15 protein-coding genes are annotated in these 15,084 nt (G+C 43.6%); 4 read left to right on the plus strand and 11 right to left on the minus strand.

Annotated elements, in window-relative coordinates; translation table 11 throughout:
* Positions 1 to 60 precede the first annotated feature (60 nt).
* The 3 genes from yciH (at position 61) to pheA (ending at position 2,752) form a co-directional block, all read left to right on the plus strand.
* Entirely contained in the window at positions 61 to 393 is a 333-nt protein-coding gene (yciH, locus tag J8L84_RS04505) for a stress response translation initiation inhibitor YciH (protein ID WP_057792988.1), read from the plus strand.
* 43 nt (positions 394 to 436) lie between these two features.
* Positions 437 to 1,237 carry a response regulator gene (locus J8L84_RS04510; protein ID WP_211069637.1) on the plus strand — a complete coding sequence of 267 codons (801 nt, stop codon included), beginning with the start codon at positions 437 to 439 and terminating at the stop codon, positions 1,235 to 1,237.
* Between the two features lie 333 nt (positions 1,238 to 1,570).
* The gene (gene pheA / locus J8L84_RS04515) at positions 1,571 to 2,752 is read left to right on the plus strand and encodes a prephenate dehydratase (RefSeq protein WP_211069638.1); all 1,182 of its coding nucleotides are present in this window, start codon (positions 1,571 to 1,573) and stop codon (positions 2,750 to 2,752) included.
* Between the two features lie 94 nt (positions 2,753 to 2,846).
* Here pheA and J8L84_RS04520 read toward each other — a convergent pair whose 3' ends face one another.
* The 4 genes from J8L84_RS04520 to J8L84_RS04535 all read right to left on the minus strand — a co-directional run bounded on the left by J8L84_RS04520 (position 2,847) and on the right by J8L84_RS04535 (position 8,528).
* The gene (locus J8L84_RS04520) at positions 2,847 to 5,171 is read right to left on the minus strand and encodes a methyl-accepting chemotaxis protein (RefSeq protein WP_211069639.1); all 2,325 of its coding nucleotides are present in this window, start codon (positions 5,169 to 5,171) and stop codon (positions 2,847 to 2,849) included.
* Positions 5,172 to 5,362: 191 nt separating this feature from the next.
* Complete coding sequence (gene tyrA, locus J8L84_RS04525) at positions 5,363 to 6,514, minus strand: bifunctional chorismate mutase/prephenate dehydrogenase (protein ID WP_211069640.1); 1,152 nt, start codon at positions 6,512 to 6,514, stop codon at positions 5,363 to 5,365.
* Between the two features lie 43 nt (positions 6,515 to 6,557).
* Positions 6,558 to 7,649, minus strand: a complete 1,092-nt coding sequence (locus J8L84_RS04530; RefSeq protein WP_211069641.1) for a 3-deoxy-7-phosphoheptulonate synthase — start codon at positions 7,647 to 7,649, stop codon at positions 6,558 to 6,560.
* 249 nt (positions 7,650 to 7,898) lie between these two features.
* Positions 7,899 to 8,528, minus strand: coding sequence for a trimeric intracellular cation channel family protein (locus J8L84_RS04535; RefSeq protein WP_211069642.1), 630 nt, complete (start codon positions 8,526 to 8,528; stop codon positions 7,899 to 7,901).
* Positions 8,529 to 8,647: 119 nt separating this feature from the next.
* Here J8L84_RS04535 and J8L84_RS04540 point away from each other — a divergent pair, with 119 nt between their 5' ends.
* A complete protein-coding gene (locus J8L84_RS04540) occupies positions 8,648 to 9,340 on the plus strand; it encodes an alpha/beta hydrolase (RefSeq protein WP_211069643.1) in 693 nt (230 codons plus the stop codon).
* Positions 9,341 to 9,362: 22 nt separating this feature from the next.
* Here the strand turns inward: J8L84_RS04540 and J8L84_RS04545 are convergent, their stop codons facing one another.
* The 7 genes from J8L84_RS04545 to J8L84_RS04575 form a co-directional block, all read right to left on the minus strand.
* Entirely contained in the window at positions 9,363 to 10,178 is an 816-nt protein-coding gene (locus tag J8L84_RS04545) for an alpha/beta hydrolase-fold protein (protein ID WP_247670581.1), read from the minus strand.
* 550 nt (positions 10,179 to 10,728) lie between these two features.
* Positions 10,729 to 11,088, minus strand: a complete 360-nt coding sequence (gene rplS, locus J8L84_RS04550; protein WP_013784897.1) for a 50S ribosomal protein L19 — start codon at positions 11,086 to 11,088, stop codon at positions 10,729 to 10,731.
* An 18-nt stretch (positions 11,089 to 11,106) separates the two neighbouring features.
* Positions 11,107 to 11,868 carry a tRNA (guanosine(37)-N1)-methyltransferase TrmD gene (gene trmD / locus J8L84_RS04555; RefSeq protein WP_082819710.1) on the minus strand — a complete coding sequence of 254 codons (762 nt, stop codon included), beginning with the start codon at positions 11,866 to 11,868 and terminating at the stop codon, positions 11,107 to 11,109.
* Positions 11,869 to 12,390, minus strand: coding sequence for a ribosome maturation factor RimM (gene rimM / locus J8L84_RS04560; protein WP_013784899.1), 522 nt, complete (start codon positions 12,388 to 12,390; stop codon positions 11,869 to 11,871). It abuts the gene before it with no gap.
* 24 nt (positions 12,391 to 12,414) lie between these two features.
* Positions 12,415 to 12,666 (minus strand): 30S ribosomal protein S16, encoded by a 252-nt coding sequence (rpsP, locus tag J8L84_RS04565; RefSeq protein ID WP_013784900.1) that lies wholly within the window; start codon positions 12,664 to 12,666, stop codon positions 12,415 to 12,417.
* 201 nt (positions 12,667 to 12,867) lie between these two features.
* On the minus strand, positions 12,868 to 14,112 hold the full coding sequence (locus J8L84_RS04570) for a M20/M25/M40 family metallo-hydrolase (RefSeq protein WP_348771810.1): 1,245 nt from the start codon (positions 14,110 to 14,112) through the stop codon (positions 12,868 to 12,870).
* 278 nt (positions 14,113 to 14,390) lie between these two features.
* The gene (locus J8L84_RS04575) at positions 14,391 to 15,047 is read right to left on the minus strand and encodes a DsbA family protein (RefSeq protein ID WP_211069646.1); all 657 of its coding nucleotides are present in this window, start codon (positions 15,045 to 15,047) and stop codon (positions 14,391 to 14,393) included.
* Between the last annotated feature and the right edge of the window lie 37 nt (positions 15,048 to 15,084).

Consider the following 15,084-nt stretch of genomic DNA (forward strand, 5'->3'; position numbering starts at 1 on the left):
ATTGTAGATAAGCCTAAATAAGGCTCGTTTAACGCACAGGAAAAATAATCAGAGGATAAAATGCAAGATTGGCAAGATGCACTGCTGGTATACAGTACCGATACAGGTAAAGTTAAACCTTCGCCTAAAGAAGCAAAGCGTTCCACTTCCGACGATGGTATTGTTCGCATACACAGAGAAACAAAAGGCCGCAAAGGGAAAGGCGTGTCTATAATTAAAGGGCTTGATTTAGCCCCCGATGCGTTAAAAAAACTTGGCACTGAATTAAAAAAGAAGTGTGGCTGTGGTGGCGCGGTTAAAGATGGACAAATTGAAGTTCAAACGGATGACCGCGAGAAGTTAAAAGCTTTACTGCAGGATAAGGGCTTTAGCGCTAAAATTGCTGGGGGTTAATTCACCCCCTTACTTTCCTTGAAAATACCAAAAAGAGAACGGAATGGAAAAGCTGTCAATTTCTGATTTACATATCATATTAGTTGAACCCTCTGATACGCAGAGGAAGATTATTACTACCCTATTGTTGAAAGAAAAGGTAAAGGAAATTGATCCTGTTAGTACCCTTTCTGAAGCTATTTCGGCGGTAAAAGCGCACGGTGCAGACCTGATTGTTAGCGCGATGTACTTCGAAGACGGCACAGCATTAGATTTGATCAAGTTCATTAAAGAAAATGACGATTTTAAATCTATTCCATTCATGTTGGTCTCAAGTGAGAACAGAATAAGCAAGTTGGAAGAATTCAAACAAGCTGGCGTTTCAGCTATCCTCCCTAAGCCTTTCGAGCCTCTTCATTTGTCTCGCGCGCTTAATGCTAGCCTTGATTTAATCAATCACGACGAACTTGAACTCGAGCTATTCGATATACACGATGTTAGGGTTCTGCTTGTTGACGACAGTAAATTAGCGCGTAATCACATTCGTCGTGTACTTGAAGGTATGGGACTACAGCGCATTAAAGAAGCTGAAAATGGCGCAATGGCACTTACCTTTATAAAGGATGAAGCCTTTGATTTAGTGGTTACCGATTACAACATGCCAGAAATGGATGGCCGAGAACTTTCTGAGTTTATCCGATTCAACCCCGAAACTACGCATATTCCTATCATCATGGTAACGTCTGAAGCAGCCGACAGTGCTCATATGGCCAATATTCAACAGACCGGCGTGAACGCGTTATGTGACAAGCCATTCGAACCTACAGAAGTTCGACAAATGCTCGCGGCCTTATTAGGTAACTAAGGTAACAAGTTTTCTAAAAAATACACCATATTGCCTAAAGCAGTAAGCTCACACTATGTCAGTGACTTGCTGCTTTAAACTGAATTCACAATTCACCTACCCCTTCTACCAACATCTATCAAGCCCCCTCCCCTATAAATATTAAAAGCAATGTAAAAACAGGTTGACACTGACAGGCTGTACGCATAAAGTCAGGCGTATGAAACAGAATAATATACATGCAGTAGCTATCTTTTTTGCGTTTATGCTCTTTAAATAGGGAGGCGCAGCTACATGCATAAAAACCTCCCTCAAGGGAGGTTTTTTTTTAGCTAATACGATAAGTGGAAAACTATGTCTGATAACGCCTTAGATGCTGTAAGAGAGCGCATAACATCTTTAGATAGCGAACTTCTAACCTTGTTGGCCGAGCGCCGTGTGCTTACCAATGAAGTCGCTGAAACTAAAATTAAGCACCATATTCCAGTTCGGGATCAGAAACGTGAAGAGCAACTGCTTGTTCGCCTAATTAAAGAAGGTAAGGACGCAGGTCTTGACCCTCACTACGTTACCCAGATATTTCATGTCATCATTGAAGACTCGGTGTTAAACCAGCAAGCAATGCTTGCAGAACGCGCCAATCCGGGTAGTACACTTCCTCTTAATCGTGTGGCTTTCTTGGGTGATAAGGGCTCTTACTCGTACCTTGCTACCCAGAAATACTTTTCTAGACGCCCAGGTGAATTACTAGAAATAGGTTGTCAGAGCTTTAGCGAAATTATTCAGAAAGTGGAGAATGCAGAAGCCGACTACGCCGTTCTGCCTATTGAAAATACAACGTCAGGCAGTATTAATGAAGTGTATGACCAACTTCAACATACTCACTTGAGCATTATTGGCGAACTTACTCACCCTATTCGTCATACTTTGCTTGTTGGTGCAGACACGACGGTAGATAAAATTAAAACCGTGTACGCGCATCCACAAGTATTCACACAATGCAGCCACTTCCTAGCTGAGCTTGGCAACATTGAAGTGAAAACCATGGACAGCACGTCTTCGGCTATGTTGACCGTGAGTGAGTTACAGCGAGATGATATTGCAGCTATTGGCAGTGAGGCTGGTGGAAACCTTTATGGTCTTACTGCAATAAAAAGTAACTTGGCCAACCAAAAAGAAAACCATAGCCGTTTCATTGTGGTTGCACGTAAAGCGGTAGTGGTACCACTTCAAGTTCCGGCTAAGACTACATTGGTAATGTCTACGGTTCAGAAGCCTGGCGCGTTAGTTGAAGCACTTTTGGTGCTAAGTGAAAACAATATTAATATGACGAAGTTAGAGTCTCGTCCTATTCCTGGTAACCCTTGGGAAGAAATGTTTTACATTGATGTGAAAGGCAATGTGGAAGATGGTCCTGTGCAAAATGCCATTGAAGCCCTTCGAAGCATCACCCGCTATATTAAAATATTAGGCTGCTATCCTAGCGAAGAAATCAGCCCTACAAAAGTAGCGGCAGCCAGTGCATTAGCGGAGTAACGCAGCACTCGTATTCAACTTAACACCACGCACCTCATGACTTTTGTTATTGATGGTGCGTGTCTCTTTATTCTCTATTATTTACCCGTTATCGCTACACTTTATATCTATCGACTTGAGACTGCATTGCCTGAGCAACTTCAGACAAGGATTGCGTCCTTTTTGAAATGAAATCGACTTCGTGTTCTATCTTCTCAGACATTGTAGAAATTTCGAGAATATTTTGATTCACACTGTCGGTTACGGTCGCTTGCTCTTGTGTTGCTGCGGCTACCGTATCTGCCATGCCTTGTACTTGCTCAATCACCTGCATAAGCTCCTTCATTGCAGTGGCAAGTAAATCAAACAAATGTATTCCACCATCCGCCGTTGTTTTGGCTTTTTCCATTTCAAGCACTGAAAGTTCAGACGACTTAATCATACTATTTACAATGCCGCCGATTTTGTCAGTACTTGATTGCGAGCGAGTAGCTAGCGCTCTCACTTCGTCGGCCACTACGGAAAAGCCCCGACCTGCTTCGCCAGCTCTCGCCGCTTCTATCGCAGCATTTAACGCAAGTAAGTTAGTTTGATCGGCTATAGAAGTAATATCCCCTAATAAGTCATTGATACTGCCAACTTCAGTATTAAGTGCGTTAATAACTTCACTAGAGCGTGAAAGCAAATCCACCATGAGCTGAACATTGTTAGAGGCTAAATCAGAACGTTCTATATTTTCCTTAAGCCCACTCATGGCCATCTCACCTTGGTCGCGCGTGTCCACCGTAGTTCGAGCAACGTCTGAAACCGATACCGAAAGCTCCTCTACGGAGGACGCAACACTACTACTTTGCTCTCTTTGGGAATGGACAGCAGTCAGACTTTCACCAACCGTTTCAGTAAATTCCACGGTAGTTTGTGTAAGTACTTTCGCATCAGCCTTAAACTGTTTCACCAATACATGTATCTGGTCAATGAACGCATTAAAAGGAGAGATAACATCGTTAATTTCAGCAATTGGCGATGCTTCTAGTCTAGTAGTTAGGTCACCAGAACCATTAGCTAAATCATCACATGCAGATTTTAATTTCGTAAGGGGAGAAACCAACACATTAGCAAGTCGAAGAGCTACGGCTATTGAAACGACAATTAACACACACGCTATGGCTAAAACCGTAAGTAGTAGGGTGCGTTGCAGCTTGGTTAGCGGTAAGAGGGCCTCTTCCACATCAATTTCAGCTAACAGTGCGTAGGTATAACTTCCTAATTCTATAGGGCTATAATAGGAATACACATCAACACCACGATAATCTTCAACAGTAGTAAAGCCAGTTTTAGCGTCAAATGCTTTTTTCACTGAGGGGGACTCAACTTTTTGGATGCCAACACTAGTGCCTGCTCTTTGAGCATTGGTCGCTACAGACGGGTAGCGTTGTTGAATAGCATCACTATACCCCTCTGGGTCCTCAACAAAAAAACGGCTTTCTGTCACTAACAGAGATTCAGGTGAAACTAGATAAGTTTCCCCCGAATCGCCAAATCCTCTCGCCTTCCAATCAGAGTCGTGGGTAAGAATATTGCTGACAACATCCAGCGGAATTTGAAAGATGAGTATGCCTAATAGATTGCCGTTAATATCTACAATTTGGGAGCCAAAGAAACCCGCCATTGCGTCATAAGAAGGCAAATAGCTGGTTAACTCACTAATCACGACTTCATCGGAGGCTGTACTTTGCATCGCCAAGCTGAACGCTTCACCAATTCCCGTATCAGCGTAAGGCCCTGACTTGAGGCTTGTAGCAAAGTCGAGCTCTTTAAAAACGCTATACACGATATTGCCAGAATCTGGATCGACAATAAAAATATCGTAGTAGTTAAAAGTTTGAAGGAAGCTGCGAATTTCTTCATGGTACTGCTCATGAATATCAGCGTATGTCGTACCGTTATTTAAACTCACTAAGGTGTCTTTTTCACCAATGTTATAGGTTGAGCCTGCAATAAAGTCGTACTGTAGCTTCTTCGTAACTAAGGGTAAGCTTTGATATAATTTTTCTACGTTGAGTAAAGGCTGGTTATTACGTTGTTCATATAAATCTGCGAAAGCGACAGAGTAGTAGTTACTTAACTTTTCACTTTGCTCGCTACTATAAGCATCTAATTCCGCATTATATTGATTGAAAGCCTGTTTAAATTTTGGTGTGGACTGGGTGATAATTGATGATTCAGAAAAATTGCTTATCTGCTTACTCACGAAATCGACGTAATCTATAAACGCTTCTTTAGTCTGCACATTCTGCAACACTAACTTATCTTCTGCGGCTTGTTCTAATGCGCTTTTCGAAAGGTTGTTTGCTGTCCAATAAGTAGCAAACGCGAGTATTATTATGACCCCTATAGTAAGCATAGTTGTCGATAAAAGAAGGCGGAATTTTAGAGACATTGATTAATCCGTTAACGTTTTGGGAGGAGTAGCGTCAAATTTAAAGACTAAACATAGAAGACAAATATCAATTCATCCTCTCAACTATAGTCTAGATTTTTGCTTACCAGTAACGTTCACGCTTAAATTAAAATATCTCTTTTAAAAATGGCTCCACCTTCTAATCAAATACTTATTAAACGTTTTGCGAATTAAGGCTTTCTTAGTAATTTGCCATCGTCAGCTTTCAATAACAGTTGTTTACTATCGACTAGGCATGTTTTTGCATAGCTGCCAAACCAGTTCCCTATGGTGAGAAACTGTTTAATGAACGCTTTTTTGTCACCCTTTTCCAACACGTTTAAGGCTAGGCCGAAACGGTCATAGAAACGGCGGAGCAAGGCAAAGTTTTCGGGGTTATTGAAAATAATATCGGCATACAACTCGGGGGCTTGTGCGAACAATCGCCCAACCATTGCTAACTCTAACCGATAGATAGGCGAGCTAAACATGGTGAGGGATTCAAGATCTGGGTTTTCTCCACGCAAATGCTCACCATACACGAAGGTGTTGAAGTGGCGCATTACCTGAATATAAGCCATGGATTTATCATGCTCTTCGGCGGTACTGTTGTGAATAGTTGCCCCCCAAATTCGCATTTGATCGATAAGCCAGCCATAAGCGCTCTCATTACGCCCCTCACACACCACCACGACTTGCTTGATCATACCTGGTGCATCAGGACCAAACATAGGGTGTAAGCCAACGACGGGCCCCTTATGCACTGACATCATGGCTTCAATCGGCTTAACCTTAATACTCGTGATATCAGCTAGAATACAGCTTTCGGGTAGCATAGAGAGCTGACCTATCACCTGTTCAGTAAGGTTAATAGGCACCGCTACCACAGCTAATGCCGCGGTTGAAAGCACGTCCGCTGCGTGGCCACTTTCCCAGTCTTCTCTCTCTACTACAGAAACAGAGTAACCGCTTCGCTCGAACAAGCTTACGAATATTTTACCTAGTGCACCTGCTCCACCAATTACCACAATGGTACCAACGTCAGCATTAACCCCAAGGTATCGATTATTTTGCGTATGATATGACTCGCGCATGATGCGACGAAGTAAATCTTCTGTAAGATCAGGAGAAACGCCTACCGCTTCGGCCTGCGCTCGTCGTGAAGCAATGAGTTCTTTTTCTCTAGAAGGTACATATACAGGCATGCCAGCTTCGGCTTTTACCTGACCCACTTTTGTAGTGAGTGCATTACGTTTAGCGAGAAGTTCAACGAGCTGGGTATCCAGCTCGTCTATTCCTTCACGCAGCGTATCTAATTGCTGCGAATGCGAAAAATCGGCCATTTAGTATGTCCCTCAAATCAAATGGCACTGGCTACCTTACCGTTTAGGCAACATCGGTGCGCTTATTTTGACGTAAGGGTAGCACAGTTATTAATTTATCTCTGGTTTGGGCAATAAGCGATTCTGTTGTTTCCCAGTCAATACAGCCGTCGGTTATAGACACACCGTATTCCATTTCGCTTAGCTTTTTACCATCAGACTTTTGGTTACCGGCCTTTAAGTGGCTTTCTAACATCACGCCAATAATAGACTGGTTACCTTCTAGTATTTGATTTACTACGTTTTGTGCAACCAATGGCTGACGACGGTAGTCTTTTGAAGAATTAGCATGGCTACAATCGACCACTAAGCCTGCTGTTAGCCCTGCTTCTTGCATTTCAACTTCACACTCAGATACACACACCGAATCGTAATTTGGTTGTTTGCCGCCACGTAGAATAATATGGCCATCAGGATTACCACTGGTGGCAATAACACTCACTTGACCTTGCTTATTAATACCCATGAAGCGATGACCTGATGCTGCTGACTTAAGTGCATTTAGGGCTATGTCTAAGCTGCCATCAGTACCATTTTTAAAGCCTACAGGCATTGAAAGGCCGCTGGCCATTTCACGGTGAGTTTGTGACTCAGAAGTACGAGCACCAATTGCAGACCAGCTGAATAGTTCTGCTAAGTACTGAGGACTAATTGGATCTAGCGCTTCGGTTGCTACCGGAAGTTCGAGTTCGGCCAACCAAATTAGTAATTCACGGGCTTTACGCAGGCCAGCTTCAATATCGAATGTGTCGTTAATATGAGGGTCGTTAATTAATCCTTTCCAACCCGTAGTGGTGCGCGGCTTTTCAAAGTAAACACGCATCACAATGAATAAGGTATCTTTGCACGATTCGTGCAGCTCTTTTAACTTAAGCGCGTATTCTTTAGCTGCTTCCACATCGTGGATAGAACATGGCCCACATACTACCAACATACGATGGTCGCGGCGGTGAATGATATCAGAAACAATTTTGCGAGAATCTGAAATGGCAGCAAGTGCTTTTTCTGAGGCAGGCAACTCAGCACTTAATGCTTCTGGCGTAATAAGTACATCTTCTGCACTTACGTGGATATTATTTACAGTGTCCTTGATCATGGGGCTCTCTTAACTACTAAAAAACGGAAAAAATGAAACGTCAAAAGAGTTATATTTTCGCATGTAAACTTATATGTACAACAGGCATTTTCTAATTTTCTTTAACGTCATTGACTTTTTAACAACAAACGAATAAGCAAGCAAGCATTAACGTATAATACTTTGCTTTAAGTTAAAGAAAAACGATTTTCATATGACGATTGGTTAAGTTCACGCCTATTTAGTTTACTTTTCAACCAAAGGTGAGTATTAGCTTTTCGGCGTGTAGCCCTTCTTAAATATGTTAGGTTTCCAGCCCCAATGTAGCGAACCTAGACGAATAAACACGGTTGTTAGTAATGAGCCCAAAATACACCATGCATAGGGCGCATCTAACGTAAACAAGGCGGCATACGCCAAACCTCCAGAAAGACATGCTGTAGCATAAAGGTCGCCACGCATTACCAATGGAACCTCTCGACAGATGACATCCCTTAGTAAACCGCCAAATATCCCTGTGGTCATGCCCATAGTTAGTGCCACTATCATACCTGTGCCTTCTATCAGCGCTTTTTCCATGCCCATGATGTTAAAGATGGCAAGCCCTGCTGCATCCATCAAAATAAAGTAATAGTTAGATAGTGGAGGTAGATAACGTATGGATAAAACAGTGAGTACTACTGCGCCATAGGCAGAATATAAATAAGAAGGCGTTTCCACCCAAAAAATAGGTTGGGTAAGCAATAAGTCTCTAATGGTTCCTCCGCCTAAGGCAGTGACACAGGCCACTACAACCACGCCAAAGCCATTGATACTTTTTTCATGCCCCATTAGTGCGCCCGATACCGCAAAGAACGCCACACCAAATAGGCCTAAAAATAAAAAGTAATCCGCCGTCATCCTTGTCTCACTTGCGTATGTGTCTTGAGTTTTATTCTGAAAATAGTCGAGTACAGATCGTTAATTTACAAATTTCGTGGCAGTATTAATTTTTTCACACATGCAAACCTATCTTTTACATGAAATTTATACTTATTTTATTATTTGTTATTACAAGTGTTAACGTTCACGCCACAGCCACAGCCACAGCCAACGAGTATACTTTTCCCAGTAAAATAAACGCTGCCGAACACTACGTTTTCTATTCCCATGGTTATATCGTAGAAGGTGACGACCCAACACCCATACACCCTCGGTGGGGGGTATATAATTTTCCGAGTATTCAAAAAGCACTTAATGACGCTAGCTATACTTTAATAGCACACCACAGACCAAAGGGCGTAAGCCCAATCGACTACGCTAAACGCCTTGCCGGAGAAGTTAAACAACTTATCACTTTTGGTGTACCACCAGAAAACATTACCCTTACCGGCTTTTCCCGCGGTGGCGCTATTACTATATTGGCGGTAAACGAGTTAAAAAACGCTAAGGTCAATGTTGTGATTTTAGCGGGCTGTGCAGGGTTAATTAATCGAAAACGCGATATTCAGTTATACGGCCGCGTGCTTTCAATTTATGAAACCTCTGATGATGTTGGCTCGTGCAACCTGTTAGAAGCACGCAGCCCTATGCTTAAAGAATTTAAAGAGATAGCCATTTCAACCGGCAAAGAGCACGGCGCGTTTTATCGCCCCATAGACGAATGGCTTGTACCGTTGAAACAATGGATTAATAGTTCAATCAGCGAGCCTGAAATTAACGAGGACGAATAACCGCTAGGCGACACAGGTTGCCTTACTGTTGCTGACGACTACCATAGAGCCAATCTAACCCCTGTATGGCGGTAGTGGGAAATGCAGTAGCGTGGGTGGCCTCATCAATGAGTTTAAACTTGAGATTTATATGCCGCTCACTCTGCTGCGTTATTTTTTGAGCCAGCTGTTGTGCACCTTCAACCATATCTTCCCTTTCACCATATTCAGGGCGCTCTAACGCACCCACGGCAAGATAAACGTTTACAGGTGTTTTGGCGTGTACAATTGCTTCAGACAAAATAGCATTGTCGCGAAACCACACCGATGGGCTACCAATAATGTAACTACTAAACATATTTGGGCGAGTAAAAAGCACATAAGCACTAAATAGCCCGCCTAAGGAATTTCCGACTAACGTTTTAGGCATTCCCTCCACGCGATAGTTATTCGAAATATAGGTAAATACTGTGTCATTAATAAAGTCAGCATGATGCGCTGCTTTGCCAGTTTCAAGCTTCCAGTCTTCAGCAAGGTAAGGGGTATAGTCACGAACACGACTTGCGGCCCCCTTAGACCCTTTCGAGTAGGATATGGCTACTATAATAGCCTGCTCCATTACACCACTGTTCATAGGAAATCGTGTTGCCCCGGACACCACCTGAAATGCATAAGAGCCATCCAACAAATAAATGACAGGGTAAGACGCTGCCGTATTAGCTCGGTAGCTTTTCGGCAACTTGATAAAAATGGGGTAAGTTCGGTGAGATTTATGGTCTTGAAGCTCGACAACAGCACTTCTAGGTATTGTGAATTCAACGTTAGCATTAGCCATGGCACTAGGCATCGTACCAGACATGGCACTGAAAGCTAACAGTATTAATACCCAGAAAAAACGCGAAAGCATATGCCACTCATTGTTTTAATTAATTATTTTGAACATGTTATCTCGCAAAGATGCATTGAGCAATTGTGCCAGCGCGAAGGGATGCGTTGTAGGGCTCTCTGACCTTCCAGCGCAGGACGCGCTGGCAGAGCACCACATGGATGGGTTCACGGCGAGTCATCCGCATCTTCCTTCAACTCACCTAACATGGCTATAAAGTGCGACCGGAGGGGGGCGGTGTTGGGTTCTCTGACCTTCCAGCGCAGGACGCGCTGGCAGAGCCCCCATGGATGGGTTTACGGCGAGTCAGGGAGCCCAACACCACATCCCTCTTCATACTCAATGCCGTGGGAAGAATATGTCCTTGGGGTTTATGACCTTCCAGCGCAGGACGCGCTGGCAGAGCCCCCATGGACGGGTTTACGGCGTGTCATAAACCCCAAGGACATGTTCTTCGTCCACAAAAAAGCCCGCTAATAAGCGGGCTCTTTCGAAGTTAACAATAACGCAAGGATTAGTAATCTTAGTTAAGCTTTTCTTTGATACGTGCAGATTTACCTGAACGTTCACGAAGATAGTAAAGCTTAGCACGACGAACCGCACCGCGGCGTTTAACTTCAATTGAAGAGATAGCCGGGCTGTGTGTTTGGAACACACGCTCAACGCCTTCGCCGCTAGAAATCTTACGTACGGTAAAAGACGAGTGCAGACCACGGTTACGCTTAGCGATAACAACACCTTCATAAGCCTGAAGACGCTCTTTGTCACCTTCGGTAACGCGAACTTTAACAACTACTGTGTCACCCGGGCCAAACCCTGGAACATCAGATTTAAGCTGTGCTTGCTCAATTTTCTTGATGATATCTTGACTGACTTTGCTCATCATATCCTCTCGTCCTAGTTAACTGTCATCTCGCTGCAACTGCGTTTGGAATATTTCCAATAACCGCTGCTGCTCCTCAGTCAGAGCTAGGTGATTTAACAAATCAGGGCGACGCAGTAAGGTTCTACCCAAAGACTGCATTAATCGCCACTGCCTAATTTTTTCATGATCACCACTTAACAACACGTCAGGTACCGATTGACCATCTAGTACTTCTGGCCGCGTATAATGCGGACAATCCAGAAGACCATCGGTAAAGGAATCTTCAACTGCTGAAGCTTTATGCCCCAACACGCCGGGAACTAATCTAGCAACTGCGTCCATTAAGACCATTGCCGGCAGTTCACCGCCACTTAGAACGTAATCACCAATGGAGACTTCTTCATCTACATGGCTTTCGATTACGCGCTCATCAATTCCTTCATATCGACCACAGATTAAAATCGTACGGTCAATTCCAGCAAGACGTTGAACGCCTGCTTGGTCAAGGGGTTTCCCTTGGGGTGATAAGTAGATCACGCTACTGTTTTCGCCACCAACTTTCTTGGCAGCTTGTATTGCGTCGGTAAGCGGTTTAACCATCATCAGCATGCCGGGTCCGCCACCATAGGGGCGATCGTCAACTGTGCGATGGCGGTCATGAGTAAAGTCGCGGGGGTTAAAGGTATCAACCGATAATTTTCCAGACTTAACAGCCCTGCCGATTACACCCTGTTGGGTAAATGGCGCGAACATATCTGGAAACAGGCTAACCACCCCGAACCATTTTTCCGGAGTCACTTAAAACCCCGGATCCCAGTCAACTTTAATGACCTTCGCTTCCCGATCAACCTCTTGTACAACGTCGTCGAACACAAAAGGTATTAATCTTTCTTTTTGACCAAAAGCATCGCCTACATTAGCTTTAACGTGAACCACGTCATTGGCACCTGTATTAAATACTTCTTTCACCACACCTAAGTCGTAACCTTGCGTAGTTACCACTTTCATGCCAGTGAGCTCGCGCCAATAAATGCCATCGTCCCCTAAATCGGGAAGTTGCGAAGCGCTAATGTTTATATCCAAGTTTTTGATGCGTTCTGCATCATCTCGGTTATCCACACCAACAATCTTTGCTACCAGGCCTTTACCATGCGTTCGCCATTGGTCAATTTGGTATTCGTTTTCTTCGCCAAGGAACCAAGGCAAGTACTCAAAAATACCTTCTGGTGTTTGTGTATAGCTGTTGATTTTGACCCAACCTTTTACACCGTAAGGTGCACCGATTTTGCCAACAACCACAATGTCAGACGCTAAACTCATCTATACTCACCAGTTAATTGCAGCTTACGCTGCAGATTTTTTAGCTTCTTTTACCAAGCTAGTTACGCGCTCAGATAAGCTCGCGCCAACACCAACCCAGTAATCAACACGTTCTAGGTCAACGCGTAAACGCTCTGCTTGACCTTGTGCTGTTGGGTTGAAGAAACCAACGTTTTCAATAAAACGACCGTTTCTTGCACGACGGCTATCAGCCACCACTAGTTGATAAAATGGACGCTTTTTCGCGCCACCACGCTGTAAACGAATAGTAACCATAAATGCCTCAAACTCGTTGTAGCGTTACCGTTAACTTAAGCCTTCTTTCGACGCCTATAAATTGAGCGCCTAAGAGAAGGCCGCCGAATTATACGGATATGGGCTGTGAATGCAAGTATAAATGCGGGTTAAATAGGGATTATGCATCCCTATTTATTATTTATTGGCTATTAGTGTGGAAGGAGTAAAATTTTCGCTTGCTTATAAGGCCTTAGCTTCTCCTAAACGATAGAGTAAAATAGCCGCTTTATGCATGTTTTGCGCAAAGGTAGACATGTCGGCCACTTCATCTTTTGTATGTCCCCCATCGCCCATTAAGCCTAGGCCATCAATGGCCATGTCTACATGATCTGCAGCAAATGAAATATCGGCGGCACCAGCGTTTCTTGGATTAACCGGCGCTACAGGGCCATAACCTAAAGATTCACTTACATCGCTATACATCTTTAACAGTGCATAGTTTTCATCGGTAGGTGCCATTGGCGGATACCCATCGGCAAAGGTTAATGTCGCAGAGGTATGCGCTAGGTTATTCGAAGCCACTTCCTGCATAACCTTTTTAGCTTTTGCCAACTCGTCGGCGGTTAATGTGCGAATGCCGCCTTTCACGGTCACTTCTTTTGCCACCACATTGGTTTTACCAAAGCCTTGTACAATAGAATTCTCGGGCTGTACTTCAACTTCAGTACCACCCGCTATTAACCCAGGGTTGAAGGTAATATTACCAACGCCCGCTAACTGCTCGCGAAAACCATTTAAAATACGAGCCGTTTCAAAGATTGCGCCATAGCCCACATTGTCGGTAAATATTTGTGATGAATGCGCAGGCTTGCCTGCTACATCTAACTGCCACCCTATTGAACCACGTCGTGCGACCACCGCTGTTTTAATATCGCCATCTGCATCTTCAAACCCCAGCGCGATATCGGCCCATATTGCTGCATCAACCAAGGCTTTCTTAGATAGTGAAAGTGGGCGGCCGCTACTCTCTTCATCGCCTGTCATAACGACCTTAATACTCACTTTATCAAGTAAATCTAGGCCTTTGAGGGCTTTTAATGCCGATATTATAATGACGTTTCCGCCCTTCATATCAGATATTCCGGGCCCAGCAATATGGGTATCATCGATGACCTTATAGGCTTGAAATGCGTCATCTTTAGCAAATACAGTATCTAAGTGACCTATCATTAGAATTTTGGGGCCTGAATTTCCATAACTTGCCACTAAGTGCCCAGCCCGATTGAATTCACTTCCATCAACCCACTGGGTGTCAAACCCCATTGCATCGAACTCGGCTTGATAAATAGCCCCTACTTTTTTGACTCCGTCGAAATTCATGGTGCCACTATTGATATTCACCGTTTTTTCTAACAGCGCTTGGGACTGGGTGAGGTTATCATTAATGTGCTTTGTAATTTTCTGCTCGGTGGCAGTATCAGCCATACTGGTTTGGCTAAACATGAATACCATGCCAACGAACAGGGTGTTGAATTTAATTCTTTTGATCATGAATTTTCTCTTATTTATTATCATTTAAGACTTGAATAGACACAGGAAGAATAATGAGAGTAAAACGGGCGTTCTGTAATGTCTAGTGAGATGAAAAAAGTGAATATTAGTGAATAGTGTTTTTTATAGTAGCCGCTAAGAATACATAAACAGTGTGGCGACATGGGCCCAAGTTGACCCATGTCATAAGAGAGTTTTATAGCTGTAGTTTATCAACCTAACTGAGCCAAGGTCACATTCGCATCGTTATAATCCAGGGCAATAAATCGATAACCTGATTCATTTTTTAATATTAAGCTGGGAAAACCCTGGGCGCCAATAGCTTGCCCCATGCTTATTTCTTCCATCAGTGTTTGTTGGGTTTCTGCGCTGTTTAACTCTTTTTCGAATTGCTCTGGGTTTAATCCTAACTCGCTGGCCAGTTCAATCAACGTAGTATCATTAGACGGATTCATAGCGTGAAGATAGTACCCTTCTTGTATCGCTTCGATCATCGTCTCTTCTTTACTGGCATCTTGTTTTCTAGCAGCAATCACCGCACGGCATGACGGATAAGTTGAGCGTCGTGGCTCGCATTTTTCCCAAAAATCAAAGTTGAATATGGTACCCGGCACCCGCTGCATGATGGTTTTCCAATATCCGCTGATTGCAGCTTGCATAGCACTTGGCATGGGTTCGTTAGAATCAGGCGCTAACCCGCCTAATACATATTGCACCTCTATGTGGTTTGGCAGGTTTTGTTTTATCGTGTTCCATACTGGTACAAACGCCCAGCACCAACTGCACATGGGGTCATGTACGTAGTAGAGAATAGATTTACTACTCTGCTGTGTTACTCGTTGTCTGGGCTGTCGCACTGGCTTTTCCAAAACACTCTCCTACATTTAATTAACAAATAACTTTTTA

Source organism: Alteromonas sp. MMG017 (genome assembly GCF_018100795.1).
Lineage (GTDB): Bacteria > Pseudomonadota > Gammaproteobacteria > Enterobacterales > Alteromonadaceae > Alteromonas.